This window comes from Streptomyces sp. NPDC005774 (assembly GCF_042871645.1).
Classification (GTDB): Bacteria; Actinomycetota; Actinomycetes; order Streptomycetales; family Streptomycetaceae; genus Streptomyces; species Streptomyces pratens.
In genome coordinates, this window is the sequence record NZ_JBIAIV010000066.1 from 1 (window position 1) to 18,504 (window position 18,504).

16 protein-coding genes and 1 pseudogene are annotated in these 18,504 nt (G+C 71.9%); 6 read left to right on the forward strand and 11 right to left on the reverse strand.

Annotated features, from left to right (window positions below; translation table 11 throughout):
* Positions 1 to 176 precede the first annotated feature (176 nt).
* Entirely contained in the window at positions 177 to 473 is a 297-nt protein-coding gene (locus ACFYQA_RS34980; protein WP_388926778.1) for a type II toxin-antitoxin system Phd/YefM family antitoxin, read from the forward strand.
* Between the two features lie 151 nt (positions 474 to 624).
* On the opposite strand, the gene ACFYQA_RS34985 is transcribed toward ACFYQA_RS34980, so the two are convergent.
* The gene (locus ACFYQA_RS34985) at positions 625 to 1,350 is read right to left on the reverse strand and encodes a lysophospholipid acyltransferase family protein (RefSeq protein ID WP_388926781.1); all 726 of its coding nucleotides are present in this window, start codon (positions 1,348 to 1,350) and stop codon (positions 625 to 627) included.
* 342 nt (positions 1,351 to 1,692) lie between these two features.
* On the opposite strand from ACFYQA_RS34985, the pseudogene ACFYQA_RS34990 reads away from it, so the two are divergent.
* Positions 1,693 to 2,149: pseudogene (locus ACFYQA_RS34990) on the forward strand (RpiB/LacA/LacB family sugar-phosphate isomerase).
* 31 nt (positions 2,150 to 2,180) lie between these two features.
* On the opposite strand, the gene ACFYQA_RS34995 reads toward ACFYQA_RS34990, so the two are convergent.
* The 5 genes from ACFYQA_RS34995 to ACFYQA_RS35015 all read right to left on the reverse strand — a co-directional run bounded on the left by ACFYQA_RS34995 (position 2,181) and on the right by ACFYQA_RS35015 (position 8,906).
* Complete coding sequence (locus ACFYQA_RS34995) at positions 2,181 to 3,410, reverse strand: PP2C family protein-serine/threonine phosphatase (RefSeq protein ID WP_388926784.1); 1,230 nt, start codon at positions 3,408 to 3,410, stop codon at positions 2,181 to 2,183.
* A 98-nt stretch (positions 3,411 to 3,508) separates the two neighbouring features.
* Entirely contained in the window at positions 3,509 to 5,992 is a 2,484-nt protein-coding gene (locus ACFYQA_RS35000) for a SpoIIE family protein phosphatase (RefSeq protein WP_388926787.1), read from the reverse strand.
* Positions 5,993 to 6,223: 231 nt separating this feature from the next.
* Entirely contained in the window at positions 6,224 to 7,450 is a 1,227-nt protein-coding gene (rocD, locus tag ACFYQA_RS35005) for an ornithine--oxo-acid transaminase (RefSeq protein WP_388926790.1), read from the reverse strand.
* Entirely contained in the window at positions 7,447 to 8,259 is an 813-nt protein-coding gene (gene ddaH, locus ACFYQA_RS35010; RefSeq protein WP_388926793.1) for a dimethylargininase, read from the reverse strand. The genes rocD and ddaH overlap by 4 nt, the downstream gene beginning before the upstream one ends.
* A gap of 164 nt (positions 8,260 to 8,423) precedes the next feature.
* Positions 8,424 to 8,906 (reverse strand): Lrp/AsnC family transcriptional regulator, encoded by a 483-nt coding sequence (locus ACFYQA_RS35015; protein ID WP_386401462.1) that lies wholly within the window; start codon positions 8,904 to 8,906, stop codon positions 8,424 to 8,426.
* Positions 8,907 to 9,107: 201 nt separating this feature from the next.
* On the opposite strand from ACFYQA_RS35015, the gene ACFYQA_RS35020 reads away from it, so the two are divergent.
* Genes ACFYQA_RS35020 through ACFYQA_RS35035 form a run of 4 tightly spaced genes read left to right on the forward strand, consistent with a single transcriptional unit; the run spans position 9,108 to position 13,177 of the window.
* Positions 9,108 to 9,878: a LytTR family DNA-binding domain-containing protein gene (locus ACFYQA_RS35020; RefSeq protein WP_332425974.1), complete on the forward strand. Its 771-nt coding sequence runs from the start codon at positions 9,108 to 9,110 to the stop codon at positions 9,876 to 9,878.
* A 9-nt stretch (positions 9,879 to 9,887) separates the two neighbouring features.
* On the forward strand, positions 9,888 to 10,247 hold the full coding sequence (locus ACFYQA_RS35025) for a hypothetical protein (protein ID WP_388926796.1): 360 nt from the start codon (positions 9,888 to 9,890) through the stop codon (positions 10,245 to 10,247).
* Positions 10,248 to 10,262: 15 nt separating this feature from the next.
* Positions 10,263 to 11,975, forward strand: coding sequence for a cation acetate symporter (locus ACFYQA_RS35030; RefSeq protein ID WP_388926799.1), 1,713 nt, complete (start codon positions 10,263 to 10,265; stop codon positions 11,973 to 11,975).
* A complete protein-coding gene (locus ACFYQA_RS35035) occupies positions 11,972 to 13,177 on the forward strand; it encodes a sensor histidine kinase (RefSeq protein WP_386401454.1) in 1,206 nt (401 codons plus the stop codon). Before ACFYQA_RS35030 ends, ACFYQA_RS35035 begins: the two co-directional genes overlap by 4 nt.
* A gap of 48 nt (positions 13,178 to 13,225) precedes the next feature.
* Here ACFYQA_RS35035 and ACFYQA_RS35040 read toward each other — a convergent pair whose 3' ends face one another.
* The 5 genes from ACFYQA_RS35040 to ACFYQA_RS35060 form a co-directional block, all read right to left on the reverse strand.
* A complete protein-coding gene (locus tag ACFYQA_RS35040; protein ID WP_107098506.1) occupies positions 13,226 to 13,402 on the reverse strand; it encodes a hypothetical protein in 177 nt (58 codons plus the stop codon).
* A 13-nt stretch (positions 13,403 to 13,415) separates the two neighbouring features.
* Positions 13,416 to 15,356: a protein kinase gene (locus ACFYQA_RS35045; protein ID WP_388926803.1), complete on the reverse strand. Its 1,941-nt coding sequence runs from the start codon at positions 15,354 to 15,356 to the stop codon at positions 13,416 to 13,418.
* A 100-nt stretch (positions 15,357 to 15,456) separates the two neighbouring features.
* Positions 15,457 to 16,407, reverse strand: a complete 951-nt coding sequence (locus ACFYQA_RS35050) for a cytochrome c oxidase assembly protein (RefSeq protein WP_388926806.1) — start codon at positions 16,405 to 16,407, stop codon at positions 15,457 to 15,459.
* A 118-nt stretch (positions 16,408 to 16,525) separates the two neighbouring features.
* Positions 16,526 to 17,551 carry a 6-phosphofructokinase gene (locus ACFYQA_RS35055; protein WP_386401447.1) on the reverse strand — a complete coding sequence of 342 codons (1,026 nt, stop codon included), beginning with the start codon at positions 17,549 to 17,551 and terminating at the stop codon, positions 16,526 to 16,528.
* A gap of 186 nt (positions 17,552 to 17,737) precedes the next feature.
* Positions 17,738 to 18,466: a type 1 glutamine amidotransferase gene (locus tag ACFYQA_RS35060; protein ID WP_055609394.1), complete on the reverse strand. Its 729-nt coding sequence runs from the start codon at positions 18,464 to 18,466 to the stop codon at positions 17,738 to 17,740.
* Positions 18,467 to 18,504 lie beyond the last annotated feature (38 nt).

Below are 18,504 nucleotides of genomic sequence, written 5' to 3' on the forward strand. Positions count from 1 at the left end.
GGCGAGCGTGCTGTGGGCCCTGCTGCGTGACGGACGGGTCTTCACCTCCGCCCCACCGGTCACCCAGACGGCTTGACTTCGTCATTGAGACTCCTCGTGGCTGCTGTCCGCATGGGGCCTGCGTGGCGGCTATCTGTAAAAAATGTACAGGACGTACGTGACGTTATGATGGAGGTATGGCCTACGAGATTCCGGTGACACAAGCGAGGGCTGAGCTCGCCGACCTGATCAACCGTGTGGTGTACGGCGGCGAGCGCGTCGTCGTGACCCGGCACGGAAAGCCCCTCGTCGCCCTTGTTTCCGCCGATGACCTGCGCCGACTCGACCAGCTCCACGAGCTCGACGAGGGCCGGGAGACCGCCGACGAGCAGATGGTCAGCACGGTGGTCGGGGTCCACGGGACCGCGTCCGCTCCCCGCGAACAGCAGCGCTTCGGCATCGCCGCGGAGCACCGGGGAACAGCCACGTCATAGGCGGTCCGGAGCCCCGGTGGCCCGTCGCCCTCGCGATCCGCCCGGCGGACGAACAGCGAGGGGCGGCCGGACGACTCCGGCCGCCCCTCACTCATGGGCTGCTCATGCGCTTACGGGGCCGGTGGCCTGCTCGGCCGGTCCGGCGGGCGGTTCAGCTCCGCGGCAACCGCGGGAGCCTGCGCTTCTCCTCCGCCTTGCGTTCGGTCTCCTCCGCCTTGGCGACGGCCGCGTACTGGTCGACGTACTCCTGTCCGGACAGCTTCAGAACGGCGTACATGATCTCGTCGGTGACGGCACGCAGGACCGCACGCTCCTCCTCCATGCCTTCGTAGCGCGAGAAGTCGAGGGGTTTGCCGAAGCGGATCACCACGGGGTGGATGTGGGGGACGATCTTGCCGGGCGGCTGCGCCTCGAAGGTGCCGATCATCGCGCACGGAATCACCGGGATGCCGGCCTTGAGGGCCATCACCGCGACCCCGACCTTGCCCTTGTAGAGGCGTCCGTCGTGCGACCGCGTGCCCTCCGGGTAGATGCCGAGCAACTCCCCCTTGCCCAGCACCCCGAGCCCCTCCCGGATGGCGGCCTGGCCCGCTTCCTTGCCGGAGCGGTCGACCGGGATCTGCCCCGCGCTGTGGAAGAAGAACGCCGTCAGCCGGCCCTTGATGCCGGGGCCGGTGAAGTACTCGGCCTTGGCGAGGAAGGTGATGCGCCGCTTGAGGATCGTGGGCAACAGGAAGTGGTCCGAGAACGAGAGATGGTTACCGGCGACGATGGCCGCGCCGGACGACGGCACATGCTCCAGGCCCTCTATTCGAGGCCGGAAGACCAGTCTCAGCAGCGGGCCCACAAGTACGTATTTCAGCAGGTAGTAGAACAAGGGCGCGCTCCTCGACTCCGTCGGACGGGCCCAGCGGCGTGTTGCAGCAGGTCAACCGGCACGTCGTGGGGGTGTCAGTGTAGGTCGGGGCGGGACTGTCCGGCACCATGTGCGACAAGGCCGGGGAACGGGCCGGGCGGGGCCCGCCGGACGGTTGAACGTCCGTCAGCGCACGGGCGAGTGCGGACGTGTGCCGCCGCGGCCCTCTGTCCGGGCCCGCTTCACGGACGGAGCGCCCCGAGCGAGCTCCTTCCCCAAGTTCTCGGCTTCTCCCCCCACTCTCGACTTCGCTCGAGCGGGGGGACCCCCATGAGCAGGGGAGACCCCGATCGGCTTCGTGCCCTGCGGATCTCCGTCTCCTCCGACATGGACGAACCCGTGGCCCGCGCACTGCTCTGCGAACTGCGAACTGCGCGAGCGCGGCCACGAGGTGCGCGTGCACGGTGCCCTGAGTGCCGGGAACGGTACGGGGTGGGTGTTCTGCTCCGAGGCGGACGCCCGCGACGTCGCCGATGGGACCGCGGACCAGGCGGTGGTGTGCTGCTGGACCGGCACGGGTGCCTCGATCGCGGCCAACAAGGTGCCGGGCGTACGGGCGGCCCTGTGCACGGACGCCTGCACGGCGGACGGCGCGCGCCGCCGGAACGACGCCAACGTGCCGGCGCTCGGCCTGCGGCTGACGTCCGAGCCGCTGCTGAAGGAGATCCTCGACGCCTGGTTCGCCCCGGTGTCCGGCCGGGACGAGGAGGAACGGCGCAACGTGGACCGGCTCGACGACGCACGGCCCACCACCGGCTGATCGGTCCCGTTCCCGGACGCGGCGCGAACCGTCACAGCCGGACGACGATCAACGCGGTGTCGTCGATGGCGCCGCCGGGCGGCAGCAGCTCCAGCAGCACGATGTCCGCCAGCGACTCCGGATCCTGTGTCCGGTGGCGGCGCAGCGACTCGGCGAGCCGGAAGAGCCCGGTGTCGATGTCCTCCCGGCGGCGCTCGACCAGGCCGTCGGTGTAGAGCACAAGGGTCGCCCCCGGTGTGAACGTGGTCGTCGCCTCGGGCCTCGTGGCCTGTTCGGGGAGGGCGTCGAGCGGGGGATCGGTGGCCCGGTCGAGGAACTCCACCCGCCCGTCGCGGTGGACCAGCACGGGCGGGAGATGGCCGGCGCTGCTGTACGTGATGGTGTGCCGGTCGAAGTCGACGAAGGTGGTGACCACGGTCGCGGACTCGGCGCCGTCGACCACGTGGGCGTAGCGCCCCACGACGTCCAGGGCCTCGGCGGGCCCTGCCGCGACCCGCGAAGCGGCGGTGAGCGCGCTGCGCAGCTGGCCCATGACCCCGGCCGCCTCCAGCCCGTGCCCGACCACGTCGCCCACGGACACGCCGATGCGGTGGCCGCCCACCAGGTCGACCAGGTCGTACCAGTCCCCGCAGACGTTGAGCGCGCCCACCGCCGGTCGGTAGCGCACGGCGGCGCGGTGGTGGCCCACCTGCCGGGGGGCGGGCAGCATCGCCTCCTGCAGCACCAGCGCCACCTGCCGCTCCCGTGCGTGCGCCTGACGCAGCCGGTTGTTGAGTTCCTGCAGTTCGCGGGCGCGTGTGTACAGCTCGGCCTCCAGGACCCGGCTCTGGTCGATGCCCGCACGGTCGCGGGCCCGCATCAGCTCGGTGACCTCCTCGACCCGGTGCACGATCAGGATTACGCTGCCGTCGCTGTCCAGCACCGGCGTGTTCACCGGGCTCCAGTAGCGCTCCTCCCACTCGCCGGGGTACTCCCGGCTCTCGACGTCGTAGCGCTGCAGGGCCATGGTGTCGCGTTCGCCGGTGGCCACGACGCGCAGCAGCGAGGCGTGCAGGTTGCGGGCACCGGAGGAGCTGAGGTTGCCCGGGTTGTCCGGGAAGACGTCGAACAGATAGCGGCCCAGCAACTCCTCCCGGGAGAGACCGGTGCCCTCGAGGAACGCCTCGTTGACATCGGCGTACACCAGCCCCGGGGTCAGAACCGCCACCATGCCGGGCAGGGCGTGGTACACCGCCGCGTAGTCGATCGCCTTTTGTGTCATGAGTGGTGCCCCATTATCGGAATTTCATCATTTTTCCACATCATGGGTGAATCGAGGGTGGCGGGAGTGTCGGCAGGAGACGTGTGGTGCCGGAGGTGTCAGCCGAAGAGAGGGTCGTCCGGGCTGGTCAGCGACTGCTCGGCCCAGATGACCTTTCCGTCGGGAACGAAGCGGGTGCCCCACTGCTGAGCGAGCTGCGAGACCAGCAGCAGGCCGCGCCCGCCCTCGTCCATGGCGCGGGGATGGCGCAGATGGGGTGTGGTCGCCCCGCCGTCGTACACCTCGCAGACCAGCGCGCGCTCACGGATCAGCCGCAGCCTGACGGGGCCGGTGGCATACCGGATGGCATTGGTGACCAGTTCGCTGACGATCAGCTCCGTGGTGAAGACCAGCTCGTCCAGGCCCCAGCGGCCCAGCTGCCGGGTGGCCGTCCTGCGGGCCTCGGCCACCGCGGCCGGATCCGTCGGCAGGTCCCAGAACGCCACCTGGCCGGCGTCCAGAAGCCGGGTACGGGCCAGCAGCAGCGCCACGTCGTCGTAAGGGCGGGTCGGCACCAGGGCGTCCGTCACCGTCCGGCACAGCGTTTCCAGCGAGGGCGCGGCCCCTTGCAGTGCCTGGCGCAACCGATCCTGGCCGCCCGCGGTCGAACCGGTCTCCGTGTCGGTCAGCAGACCGTCGGTGTGCAGGGCGAGCGTGCTGCCCTCGGCCAGGGACAGCTCCCTCGCCTCGAACGGCGAGCCACCCACGCCGAGCGGGGGACCCGCCGGCAGCTCGACGAAGCCGGCCGTCCCGTCCGGCGACACCAGTGCGGGCGCGGGATGGCCCGCGGCGGCCATCGCGCACCGACCGTCGACCGGGTCGTAGATGACGTACAAGCAGCCGGAGCCCACGGCCTGGCCGTAGGTTCCCACCGGGTCCGAGCCTTCCTCCCGCGCGGACCGCGCCACCAGGTCGTCGAGATGCGCGAGTACTTCCTCGGGCGGCAGATCCAGCGCGGCCAGGGTCCGTACGGCGGTCCGCAGGCGGCCCATCGCGGCGGCGGCGTCTATGCCGTGGCCGGGGACCTCGCCGACGACGAGGGCGACGCGGGCACCGGGCAGCGGGATCAGGTCGTACCAGTCGCCGCCCAGGCCGGTCAGCTCGTCGGCCGGGCGGTAGCACGCGGCCACCTCGACGGCGTCCTGCTCCGGGAGCCGGAGGGGCAGCAGGCTGCGCTGCAGCGCGAGCGCCGCGTGCCGCTCCCTGGTATAGCGCCGGGCGTTGTCCACACAGACGGCGGCGCGGGAGACGAGGTCCTCGGCGAGATTCAGGTCGTCCTCGCGGAAGGGGTCCCTGCGGCGCCGGAAGAAGATGGTGACGCCCAGGGTGACCCCCCGGGCGCGGATCGGCACGATCATCACACTCTGCAGCCCCAGCTCCAGGAACGTGGCCTCCCGGCGGCCGGGCGTGCTCTCGGCCCACTCCAGGGCGAGCGGGTCGAGCTGCTCCTGACGCCAGGACCGGCCCGTGGCCAGACAGCGGACCGGAGGTGAGCCGGGCAGATAGGAGACCGGCGTGCCGATGTCCTGGACCGTGCGCGGCAGGTCCTCGTACACCGACCGGTGGCCCGCGCGGCGCAACGGCACGCTGTCCGTCTCCGCGAGCGGTCCCGGCGGGGGCTCGGCACCCCGCAGCACCGTCTCCAGAAGGTCCACGGTCACGAAGTCCGCGAGCTCAGGGACGGCGACGTCGGCCAGCTCCTGTGCGGTGTGCATGACATCCAGGGTGCGGCCGATGTGCCGGCCGGCCCGGTCGAGCAGCGCGAGGCGCTGGCGCGCGCGGTGCCGATCGGTGATGTCGACGACGCTGTAGTAGACGCCCATCGGGTGGCCCCGGTCGTCCTCGAGCCGGATGAACGACAGCATGTAAGCGGTTTCCCGCAGCGGCGCCGAACGGGCCTGGCCGATGTGCTCGAAGCCGGTCACCCGCTCGCCGGTCTCCAGGACGTGACGCATCTGCGCCTCGACGGCCTCGGCGTCCAGGCCGGGCTGGACATCGGCGAACCGCAGCCCCAGCCGCTGTTGGGCGGGGCCGCCGCCGAACTGCTCGAGCGCGGGGTTCGACCACACGTACCGCAGGTCCGTGTCCACGATCGCGAGCCCGATCGCCGATCCGGCGACCATCTGCTCCAGCATCGTGCGGCTCATGTCCCAGCCGGGGGGGCCGGCCAGCTCCGACAACAGCACCAGCAGGGACGAGCGGCCCCGCGGCTTCACGGTCTGCAGCACCCTGACCATGACGGGGACCGGGTGTCCGTCCCGGTGCCGGGCCGTCATCAGGCCCGCCCAGCCGTCGTCGGCCCGGCAGTGCCCGACCAGATCCGGCACCCGCTCGGCGTTCTCGGCGGTCAGCAGGTCGGACAGCTTTCCGCCCACCGCCTCGGCCGCCGTGTACCCCAGCAGCCGCTCGGCCGGACCGGTCCAGCTCGTCACCACGCCCTGCGGATCGAGCAGCAGGGGAGCGGCATCGGCCACGTCGAACCCCTGTTGGGCAACGTCCGGCTCCCCGTGTCCGCTCACGTGTCCGCCCACGGCCGACCTCATCCGTCGCTGGGAGTGGTCCTCCACCTCTTGACCCCATCTTCACCCGGGAACCGGGCAGAGGGCTTCCTGGGCGAGGCCCGGACCGGCGAACCACGGGCGGACGGGCGACGGGCGGACGGACGACAGGGACCGGCCCGCCCACCCGTCCGTAGTTCGTCCGTCCACCCGTTCGTTCGCCCGCCCACCCCGTCCGCCACGGGCCGGGCAGAACCCGTGAACGGGACAGGAAGGTCAGCCGCCCTGGCCCAGCACCTTCTCCAGCGTCTCCAGGGCGTCTTGGAGCTCCTCGCCCCGGACGGTGAGCGGCGGGGCCAGCCGGATGGTGGACCCGTGGGTGTCCTTGACCAGGACTCCCTCCCGCATCAGCCGCTCACTGATCTCCCGGCCGGTGCCGAGCGCGGGGTCGATGTCGACGCCCGCCCACAGTCCGCGCGAACGGAAACCGACGACGCCCCGGCCGACCAGGGACTCCAGCCCGCCACGCAGCACCACGCCCAGTTCCGCCGCCCGGCGCTGGAACTCGCCCGTCTCCAGCAGCTCCACCACCGCCGTGCCGACGGCCGCGGCCAGCGGATTGCCGCCGAACGTCGAACCATGCTCGCCGGGGTGCAGAACCCCGAGTACCTCGCGCCGGGCCACCACCGCCGACACCGGGACGATGCCGCCGCCCAGCGCCTTGCCGAGCAGGACCATGTCCGGGACGACCGACTCGTGGTCCACGGCGAGGGTGTGCCCCGTACGGCCGAGCCCCGACTGGATCTCGTCCGCGACGAACAGGCACCCCGCGCGGCGCGTCAGTTCCCGCACGCCCGCCAGATAGCCGTCGTCGGGGATGTTCACCCCCGCCTCGCCCTGGATCGGCTCGATCAGTACCGCCGCCGTCGTGTCGTCGACCGCCGCTTCCAGCGCCGCCAGGTCGTTGTACGGGACGACCCGGAAACCGGGGGTGAAGGGCCCGAAGCCGGCGCGGGCGGTCTCGTCCGTCGAGAAGCTGACGATGGTCGTCGTCCGGCCGTGGAAATTGTCCGCGGCGACCACGATCGTCGCCCGGTCGGCCGGGACGCCCTTCACGTCGTAGGCCCACTTGCGGGCCACCTTCACCGCGCTCTCGACCGCCTCCGCGCCGGTGTTCATGGGCAGCACCATGTCCAGCCCGGTCAGCGCCGCCAGCCGCTCGGCGAACTCGGCGAGCCGGTCGTTGTGGAAGGCGCGCGAGGTGAGTGTGAGCCGGTCCAGTTGGCGGTGCGCCGCCTCGGTCAGCGCGGGATGCCGGTGGCCGAAGTTCAGCGCCGAGTAGCCGGCCAGCATGTCGAGGTAGCGGCGGCCCTCCACGTCCTCCACCCACGCGCCCTGCGCGCTCGCGACGACCACGGGCAGCGGATGGTAGTTGTGCGCGAGAACCGGCTCCTCCGCACCGATCAGCTCGGCGGACGAACGGGTACGGGCGACAGTGGTCATGGGCGGATCTCCTGAGTGCAGCACTTGATCCCGCCGCCTGCCTTGTGGAACTCGGACAGGTCGACGGGGACGGGAACGTAGCCGCGGTCGGTGAGCTGGGCGGCGAGGCCTGTCGCCTCGGGGGAGATGAACACGTGCCGCCCGTCGGAGACGGAGTTCAGGCCGAACGCCATCGCGTCCTCGCGGGCCGCGATCACCGCGTCCGGATACAGCCGGGCCAGCACCTCGCGGCTCCCCGGTGAGAACGCCTCCGGGTGGTACGCGATGTTCTCCTCGTCCAGCACGAACAGCGCCGTGTCCAGGTGGTAGAAGTACGGGTCCACCAGCGTCAGGCCGATCACGGGCACCCCGAAGAACTCCTGCGCCTCGTGATGCGCCTCGCGAGTGGTGCGGAACCCGGTGCCGGCGAGGATCCAGCGCCCGGTCACGACCAGATCGCCCTCGCCCTCGCACACCGACTCGGGACGGTGGACGTCGAAGCCCTCCGCCTTGAACCAGCTCTCGTACGGCACGGACTCGGGGCGCCGCTCGGGCGCCAGGAACAGGGAGCCGAGGACGCGGCCCCCCACGACGACCGCCGCGTTCGCGGCGAAGACCATGTCGGGCAGGCCGGGTACCGGTTTCACGCTGTCCACGGTATGACCGTGGGCGCGGTAGACATCGATCAGCGCGCGCCACTGGCGCTGGGCCAGGGCGAGATCGACGGGACGGTCGGGACGCATCCAGGGGTTGATCGCGTACCGCACGTCGAAGTGTCCGGGATCGCAGACGAGGTAGCGCCGTCGGGACGGCACACGGGCATCGGTCACAGAGGGGTGCCTCCGCTTCCACGCGGTGTCATCAGGGGTATGTCCACGGTAGGGAGCGACCGGCTCGGGCGACAAGGAACATGAGTTGCGCGCTCACGCAGTAATGCTGCGTGTTCCGACCGCTCCGCGCACGTCTGCTGCGCCTCGCGCGGGCCCCGCGAACTCTACGGAGCCGGCTGGCTTGCGCCCGCCTCCGGACTCTCCGGAATCAGATGGGACAGCACCATCACACTGACCGTCTTGCGGATGAACGGCTCCGCACGGATCCGCTCCAGCACCTCCTCGAAGTGCTCCACGTCCCGTGCCCGCAGGTGCAGCAGCGCGTCGGCGCCCCCGGTCACCGTCATCGCCGCGGCGATCTCCGGATGGTTGCGCACCACCTCCGCCAGCCGCCGGGGCGGCGCCGCACCCTCGCAGTACACCTCGACGTACGCCTCCGTCCGCCAGCCCAGCGCCGACGGCCGCACCGTCGCCGTGAACCCGGTGATCACCCCCGTCTCGCGCAGACGGTCCACCCGGCGCTTGACCGCCGTCGACGACAGGCCGACCGCCGCGCCGATCTCGGCGAAGGACGTCCGGGCGTTCGCCATCAGCGCGGTGACGATCTGTCGGTCGAGCTCGTCGAACGGCGTAGGCCTGCTGCTCATCCCCGCACTGTAACCAGCACCGGCCGGCCTTTGCCGTCGCGCGGTGACCGTCCCCGCCGTCAGGCGGTGACCGGTGCCGGTCGTGGCGGCGCCCGTGGCACAGCTCCGGGCCCGCGGGGCACCCGAGAGCCTCCCGGCCGATGGAAAAGCCCACGTCCGAGCCATGTCCAGACGTGGAAATCCCCCCTAGACTCCACCTTCATGCTGCGCGCCCTGGCCGTCGACGACGAACGCCCCTCGCTGGAGGAACTGCTCTACCTGCTGCACGCGGACCCCCGCATCGGCAGTGCCGAGGGCGCCGGCGACGCGACCGAGGCGCTGCGCCGCATCAACCGCGCCCTGGAGTCGGGACCCGACGGGCCCGAGGCCATCGACGTCGTCTTCCTCGACATCCAGATGCCCGGCCTCGACGGCCTCGACCTCGCCCGGCTGCTCGGCGGGTTCGCCCGGCCGCCGCTGGTCGTGTTCGTCACCGCCCACGAGGACTTCGCCGTGCAGGCCTTCGACCTCAAGGCCGTCGACTACGTCCTCAAGCCCGTCCGCAAGGAGAGGCTGGCCGAGGCGGTCCGTCGCGTCGTCGAACTGCGCGCCGCCGCACAGCGCGGCAGCACTCCGCGGATCCCCGTGCACGAACCCGACCCGGACCACATAGCCGTCGAACTCGGCGGCGTGACCCGCTTCGTCGCCGTCGACGACATCACGCACGCGGAGGCCCACGGCGACTACGCCCGCCTGCACACCGACCGCGGCAGCCACCTCGTCCGCATCCCGCTGTCCACCCTGGAGGAACGCTGGCGCTCGCGCGGCTTCGTCCGCATCCACCGCCGCCATCTGGTCGCCCTGCGCCACATCGGGGAACTCCGCCTGGACGCGGGCACCGTGAGCGTCCTGATCGGCTCCGAGGAACTCCAGGTCAGCCGGCGGCACGCCCGTGAGCTGCGGGACCTGCTGATGCGCCGGACCACGAGCTAGGGGGGACGCGTGCCCCAGGACCCGACCGAACGCCGCGTGGTCGTCACCGGCCCGCCCCGCCGAGCCCGCCGCTCCTTCGGCTACTACCGTCCGCGCACCGAGATCGACGAGCAGACCACCCTCGGCCACACCTACGTCCGTTCCCTGATGCGCATCCAACTGCGCACCGGGCTCACCGTGTTCGCCGTCCTCGTCCTGCTCGTCGGCCCCCTTCCGCTGGTCTTCGCGGTCACCCCGGACGCCCGCCGGCTGGAATGGGCGGTCCTCGGCTTCGGGCTCTACCCGCCGCTGGTCCTGCTCGCCCGCTGGTACGTACGCCGCGCCGAACGCAACGAACGCGACTTCGTGCGGCTCGTCGAGGACCGCTGAGGGAACACAGGCGCCGTGAACTCCAGTTACGCCGTACCCGCCGTGGCCCTCGTCGTCCTGGCGACCATCCTCGTCGGCGCCTTCGGCCTGCGGATCTCCCGCACCACCTCCGACTTCTACGTCGCGTCGCGCACGGTCGGCCCGCGCCTGAACGCGGCCGCCATCAGCGGCGAGTACCTCTCCGCCGCGTCCTTCCTCGGCATCGCGGGCCTGGTCCTGGTCCAGGGTCCCGACATGCTCTGGTATCCGGTCGGCTACACCGCCGGCTACCTGGTGCTGCTGCTGTTCGTCGCCGCCCCGCTGCGCCGCTCCGGCGCCTACACGCTGCCCGACTTCGCCGAGGCCCGGCTCGCCTCGCAGGCCGTGCGGCGGCTCGCGAGCGTCCTCGTCGTCGGTGTCGGCTGGCTGTACCTGCTGCCCCAGCTCCAGGGCGCGGGGCTCACCCTGACCGTGCTGACCGGCGCCCCCGACTGGCTCGGCGGAGTGATCGTCGCCGTCGTGGTCACCGTCATCGTCGCCGCCGGCGGCATGCGCAGCATCACCTTCGTGCAGGCCTTCCAGTACTGGCTCAAGCTCACCGCCCTGCTCGTGCCCGGACTGTTCCTGGTCCTCGCCTGGCAGAGTGACGGGGCGCCCAGCCACGCCTTCGACGAACCCGCCACCTTCCGCGAACAGCGCGTCGTCCGGGTCGACGACACCGTAGACCTGCGGATCACCGCACCGCTGGCCGTCACCGTGGACGGCACCGTCGACGGCCGCGAACACGACGGCACCGAGGTCCGCCTGCCCGCAGGCACCCACCGCATCGACGGCGGCACCCGGCTGACCTTCGCCGAGGGAGCCGAGGTCCCGGCCGCGGGACGCGGCGCCGACGACGCCCTCTCGCCCTCCCGGGCCGAGTCCCGCGAGGAACGCCCGCTGTACGCCACGTACGGGCTGATCCTCGCCACCTTCCTCGGCACCATGGGCCTGCCGCACGTGGTGGTCCGCTACTACACCAGCCCGCACGGCGTCGCCGCCCGCCGCACCACCGTCGCCGTCCTCGGCCTGATCGGCGCCTTCTACCTGCTGCCCCCGGTCTACGGAGCCCTCGGCCGCCTGTACGCCCCCGAACTCACCCTCACCGGCGACGCGGACGCCGCCGTACTCCTGCTGCCCGGCCGGATGTTCGGGGGAGTGGGCGGCGACCTGCTCGGCGCGCTGGTCGCCGGGGGAGCCTTCGCCGCGTTCCTGTCCACGGCGTCCGGCCTGACCATGGCCGTGGCCGGCGTGATCACCCAGGACGTCCTGCCCTCGCGCGGCGTACGGCACTTCAGGCTCGGCACGGTGCTCGCCATGGCCGTCCCGCTCCTGGCCAGCATCCTGGTCGGCGGGCTGCCGGTGGCCGACGCCGTGGGGCTCGCCTTCGCCGTGTCGGCCTCCTCGTTCTGCCCGCTGCTCGTCCTGGGCATCTGGTGGCGCCGGCTCACCCCGCCCGGCGCGGCGGCCGGCATGCTGGCCGGCGGTGGCTCCGCCTTCCTCGCCGTCGCCGCGACCATGGCCGGCTACCCGGGCCAGGGTGCCTGGCACGCGCTCCTCGCCTGGCCCGCCCTGTGGTCGGTGCCGGTGGGCTTCCTCACCATGATCCTGGTCTCCCTGTCCACCCCCGGCCGGGTACCGCCCGGCACGGCGGCGGTGCTCGCCCGGTTCCACCTGCCGGAGGAACTACGGACGGAGGTGTCCAAGTGAGCGGATTCCTGGCGGGCCTGTGCGTCGCCGTCCTGCCCCTGCTGGCCGCGGGCTTCTGGCTCGGCCGGCGCACCGCACGGCCGCCCGGACTGGCCGGCCTCGGCACACCCGTCGAACACGCCACCTTCGAGACCCTGCACACCGCCTCCCTGGCCACACCCCCGCTCCGGGCCGGACTGACCGAGGAGACCGCCGGCCGGTCCGCCCGCAAACTGCGCTCCCTGCTCGGCACCGACGCCCTGTGCCTCACCGACCGCGAACAGGTCCTCGTCTGGGACGGCGCCGGCGCCCACCACCGCACCGAGATCATGGAACGCCTGGCCGGTCCCCTCGACTCCGGCCGCGGCGAGGCCTTCCCGCTCACCTGCGACACCCCCGACTGCGCGGTGCGCTGGGCCGTCGTCGCCCCGCTCACCGTCGACGACCGGGTGCACGGCGCCCTCGTCGCCTGCGCGCCCCGCGAGTCCGCGGTCCTGGTACGGGCGGCCGGAGAGGTCGCCCGCTGGGTCTCCGTCCAGCTCGAACTCGCCGACCTCGACCAGTCCCGCACCCGCCTGATCGAGGCCGAGATCAGAGCGCTGCGGGCGCAGATATCCCCGCACTTCATCTTCAACTCGCTCGCCGTGATCGCCTCGTTCGTGCGCACCGACCCCGAGCGTGCCCGTGAACTGCTGCTGGAGTTCGCCGACTTCACCCGCTACTCGTTCCGCAGGCACGGCGACTTCACCACCCTCGCCGACGAGCTCCACGCCATCGACCACTATCTGGCGCTGGTCCGAGCCCGCTTCGGTGACCGCCTCGCCGTCACCCTGCAGATCGCCCCCGAGGTGCTCCCGGTCGCCCTGCCCTTCCTCTGCCTGCAGCCCCTCATCGAGAACGCCGTCAAGCACGGCCTCGAGGGCAAGGCCGACAAATGCCGCATACAGATCACCGCGCAGGACACCGGCGCCGAAGCGCTCGTCGTGATCGAGGACGACGGCGCCGGAATGGATCCCGGCCTGCTGCGACGCATCCTCGCCCGCGAGGTCGACCACACGGGCGGCATCGGTCTGTCCAACGTCGACGAGCGGCTCCGCCAGGTGTACGGCGACGACTACGGCCTCGTCATCGAGACCGCGGTCGGCGCCGGCATGAGGGTCACCGTCCGGCTGCCGAAGTACCAGCCGGGCGTGCACCTGACGGGCCGGCTCGCACCGAAGTGAGCCGGCCCGTGCGGACCACGGGTGGCCCGGCCATGGACCGCGGGCGGCTCAGGCGCTGCGCGTGGCGACCATGGCGAGGGTGATCAGTCCCAGGACGACCCAGCCGAACCACAGCCATCCGTTGCTGCCGAGCGCCGCCGTGTAGGCCGTCACGGCGACGAGCCCGCCGACGGTGAGTACTCCCATGGTCTTCGTCGAGGTGGAACCGTTGCTGGTATCGGGCATCGCGACACCCTCCTCATGGTTCGGTTCCCTCCATGGTGCCCCCGTTCCGCCTTTTTACGGTGCACACGACGACATGTGCGCCCGTTTCCCAGGACCGCTCACCGGTCCACGACCCGGCCTCGTGGACGGACGGGTCGAAGCCGTAGTCACGCGGAGGTACATCACGGGAGCACGCCGCGTCCGACACCCCGCGCGCCTCGGCGAGTGTGACGTCCTCGCCCAGTCGGGTGAATCCGAGGATCTGTTCGTCGTACCGGCCGCCGCACGGCACCAGCAGGGCCCGACGCCCCGGACGTGCGTCCAGGCAGTCCCGGCGCTGCATCGGCAGGGTGTCCGCGAGCGCCGAGCCGAACGGGCGCCGGTCGCCGAGCGGCCCGTACGACGGCCCGCGCGCCCCCAGGACCAGACAGGCGGTGCGCCGCCCGGCCTCCTCGAACCCGTCCGGGACCGGTACGACGGCGAGCGGGCGCACCGCGGCCATACGCCCGCGGAACTCCCGTGTGGCCTCCTCGCACCGGGCCGGACCCAGCTCCCGCGCCTCCTCGGCGGAGGAAGCCCCGACGAACCCCACGACCTGCCCGTCGACCTCCCGCCCCGCCGCGCCCGCACAGGCCGGTTCGACGTCGAGCCGGGGCACGCCCGCAAACCGGCGGCCGCCGGGCCAGACGGCACGCACGCAGTCGCCCCGCTCGAGCGGCTCGGCGAGCCCCACGGCATCTCCGTACGGCGCCGTCGCCACCCCGCCGTCGCCCGTCCGGTCGGCCAGCGCGTACCAGGTGCCACCCAGGGCCAGCACCACCCCGAGCCCGCCGGCGACGGCGGCCCGCAGGACGGGGTGGCGCGGACGCTGGTGCGCGGGGACGGTCCCGGCCGCCGAAGGGCCCCCACGTCCCGCAGGTACCGCACGTGCGGTACCTGCGGGACGTGCCGCGGAATCCGCAGGTCCGGTGGCTTCCTCCCGTCCTGCGGCTCCCGTGGGCCCTGTCGTGCTCGTGGCAGTTCCTGCCCTGCCCGCGGGCAGGCCCGACGCGGCCCAGGGCGGCTGGGAACCCAGGTCGGTGGGCGGCCGCACGTGCGACTCGGACTGGGGCGTGACGAGCCGCGACAGTTCCGCCTCCAGCACCCGCGCGGACGTCCGCCGCTCGGGATCCTTCTCGAGCAGGCCCCGCAGCGCCGGTTCCAGGGCGCCCGCCCGCACCGGCCGGCGCGGCTCCTCCGTGACCACCGCCGCGATCGACGCGAGCGGCGACTCCCGCTCGAAGGGGCCGCGCCCCTCGACGCCGTGGTACAGCGTGCAGCCGAGGGAGAACAGGTCGGCGGCCGGCGTCGCCGGATTCCCGGTGGCCCGCTCCGGCGCCAGCCAGCCCGCGGTGCCGACCACTCCCGATGCCATGGTGTACCGCGTCTCACCTGTGTCCGGCTGCACGGAGATGCCGTAGTCGGTGAGCAGGACCCGCCCGTACGGGGCTCCGGTGCGGTCCGGGGCGAGCAGGATGTTCGCCGGTTTCACGTCCCGGTGCAGTACGCCCCGCTCGTGACCGGTGGCCAGCGCGTCCAGCACGGCCAGCCCGATCCGGGCGCACTCGGCGGGGGCGAGCGGGCCGCGCCGGGCGACCAGCTCCCGCAGATCGACGGCGCCCGCCACGTACTCCATGACGATCCACGGCAGGCCTTCGTGCTCCGTGACGTCGTGCACGGTCGCCACATGCGGGTGATCACGCAGACCGGCCGCGTGTCGGGCCTCCGCGCGGGCACGGGCGACCCTGGTCTCCCACTCCTGGCCGGGCTCGGCCGGATCGCGGAACACGATCTCCTTGAGGGCGACCTCGCAGGCGAGTCTCTGGTCATGGGCCAGCCAGACATGCCCCATGCCGCCCCGGCCCAGCCGGTGCAGCAGCACGTAGCGGCCGGCGACGACCCGACCCGCTCCCGACGACGATGCGCGCAGTGCCATGACCGCTTCCCCCCGGCGGCTCATATTACTGAACAGCGTCACCCTTCAGGTGAATCGGGAAGAAAGTGAGCGAGAGGGGAAGAAAGTGACCGAAAGGGATTCATCTACCCGGTGTGTGCAATGAGGCCAGGTAGGCGTTGTACGCCTTGAGTTCCTTGTCCCCGTCGCGGTCCGCGGCCCGGTCGGTGCGCTTGGCCTGCCGCTGGTCCGACGCGTACCACTGGAACAGCAGCGCGATCAGCACCAGCACGGACGGGATCTCGCTGAACGCCCAGGCGATACCGCCGGCCGCGTTCTGGTCGGAGAGCGCGTCGATGCCCAGCGAGCCCGGCGGGTTCTGGAACGTCGTCACCATCGGCGTGGACGCCATCATCAGCGCGATGCCGAAGAACGCGTGGAACGGCATGCCCGCGAACAGCTCCAGCATCCGCATCAGGTACCCCGGCCGGTGCGGGCCCGGGTCCACGCCCATGATCGGCCAGAAGAAGACCAGGCCGACGGCGAGGAAGTGCACCATCATCGAGATGTGCCCCACCTGGGAGCCCATCAGGAAGTCGAACAGCGGGGTGAAGTACAGCGCGTACAGGCTCGCGATGAACATCGGGATGGTGAACAGCGGGTGGGTGACGACCCGCATGTAGCGGCTGTGCAGCAGCATCAGCAGCAGTTCGCGCGGCCCCTTGCGGCCACGGGCGGCCGGCGGCAGGGCGCGCAGCGCCAGCGTGATGGGGGCGCCGAGCAGGATCAGGATGGGCGACACCATGCTGATGACCATGTGCTGCACCATGTGCACGCTGAACATGACCATGCCGTAGTCGTTCAGCCCGGTGCACATCATGAGCCCGATGCTCAGCACGCCGACGAAGAACGACACGGTCCGTCCCACCGGCCACTTGTCGCCCCGTCGCATCAGACGGACGACCGCCCAGCCGTACAGTGCCAGCCCCAGCAGACAGGCGACGAGGAAGAACGGGTCCGCCGACCAGGCGAGCCCTCGCCCCAGCGTGAACGGCGGCAGATCCATGGTCATGCCGTGCCCGCTGTGATCCATTCGCCGGCTCCGTTTCGTGGGGGTTGTGCGCCGTCTGTCCGCACCAGACTAGAACCGCCCCCGGCCGCGACGGCGACCGGGGGCGGCTTTTGCTCCGTGGTTGCCCGAACGGCGGGCGCTACAGGACGCACTCCGCCTCGGCGTAGCGGCTCTCGGGGACCGTCTTCAGCGTCTCGACGGCCTCGGCCAGCGGCACCGTCACGATGTCCGTGCCGCGCAGCGCGGTCATTCTTCCGAACTCCCCGCGGTGTACGGCCTCCACGGCGTGCCAGCCGAAGCGGGTGGCCAGCACCCTGTCGTACGCGGTCGGGGTCCCGCCGCGCTGGGTGTGTCCGAGGATCACCGGACGTGCCTCCTTGCCGAGCCGCGTCTCCAGTTCCACGGAGAGCTGCCGCGCGATCCCGGCGAACCGCTCGTGGCCGTAGACGTCCTTGGCGCCCTCGTCGAAGTCCATGGTCCCGGCCCGCGGCTTGGCGCCCTCCGCGGCGACCACGATGGCGAACCGCTTGCCCGCGGAGAACCGCGCGCCCACCTTCGCGGTCAGCTCGTCGATGTCGAAGGGCCGCTCCGGTACGACGATCGCGTGCGCGCCGGCCGCCATGCCGGAGTGCAGCGCGATCCAGCCGGTGTGGCGGCCCATGACCTCCACGATGAGCACCCGCTGGTGGGACTCGGCGGTCGTCTTCAGCCGGTCCAGCGCCTCGGTCGCCACACCGACGGCCGTGTCGAAGCCGAAGGTGACGTCGGTGACAGCGATGTCGTTGTCGATGGTCTTCGGCACACCCACTATCGGCAGGCCGTTGTCCGACAGCAGCCGGGCCGCCTTCAGCGTGCCCTCACCGCCGATCGGGACGATCGCGTCGAGGCCGAGCTCCTGGACGTACCCCTTGGCCCGTGCCACACCGTCCCGCAGATGCTCGGGACGTACCCGGGAGGAACCGAGAATGGTGCCGCCGCGGGTGAGGATGCCACCCACCGCGTCGAGGTCGAGCTTGAGGTAGTCGCACTCCAGGAGGCCCTTCCAGCCGTCCCGGAAGCCAATGACCTCGTCGCCGTGGTCGACGACGGCGCGATGGACGACGGAGCGGATGACGGCGTTCAGGCCGGGGCAGTCGCCGCCGGATGTGAGGACACCAATGCGCATAGCCCGAAACAACCTTCTAGCCGTGGGCCGGGACCGGACCGCGTCGTCCGGCTCGATCCCGCCACCCTAGCGGCACCGGAGGGCGGGGTCGAAGCGCGCGTCCGCCTACTGGACGACCCCGCTCACCTGTGCGGACCAGCCGTCGGACGGGCCGGATGGCACCGGCCCGTCCGACGCGGTCGCGGGTTACGCGGGCTGCTGCGAGGCCGCGATGCGTTCGCCCCGCAGTGCCTCGTACCAGTGGTCGTCGGTCGGCGGCAGCGCGTTGACGTCGAGCGCCAGCTTCAGCAGCAGATCCGCGATCTGCGGGTTGCGGGCCAGCACCGGGCCGTGCATGTACGTGCCGAACACGGTGTCGTTGTAGGCGCCCTCGGTGCCGTCCCCCGTGCCGTTTCCGTTGCCGAAGCGGACCCGGGCGAGCGGACGGGCCGTCGGGCCGAGGTGGGTGACGCCCTGGTGGTTCTCGAAACCGGTCAGCGGCGGCAGACCCAGCGGCGGGTCGATGTCGCCCAGCACGTCGCCGACGCACCGGGCGCCCTCGCCGCGCACCGAGACGACGTCGAGCAGGCCGAGGCCGGGCTCCCGCTGGCCGAGGTCGTTGATGAACTCGTGGCCGAGGATCTGGTAACCGGCGCACACGGAGAACACGATCGCGCCGTTGCCCACCGCCCGGTGCAGGCCGCCGTCCCGGCGCAGCCGCTCGGCGGCGAGCCGCTGCGGACGGTCCTCACCGCCGCCGATCAGATAGATGTCGCCGGACGTCGGGATCGGCTGGTCGCTGCGCACGTCCAGTCGGGACACGTCGAGGCCACGCTGCCGGGCCCGGCGCTCCACGACGAGCACATTGCCCTGGTCACCGTAGGTGCTCAGCAGGTCGGGGTAGATCCATACGATCCGCAGACCGTTGTCGCTCATGAAGTCACTGTCCTTGTGAGTACGTCGCGATGCGTCGG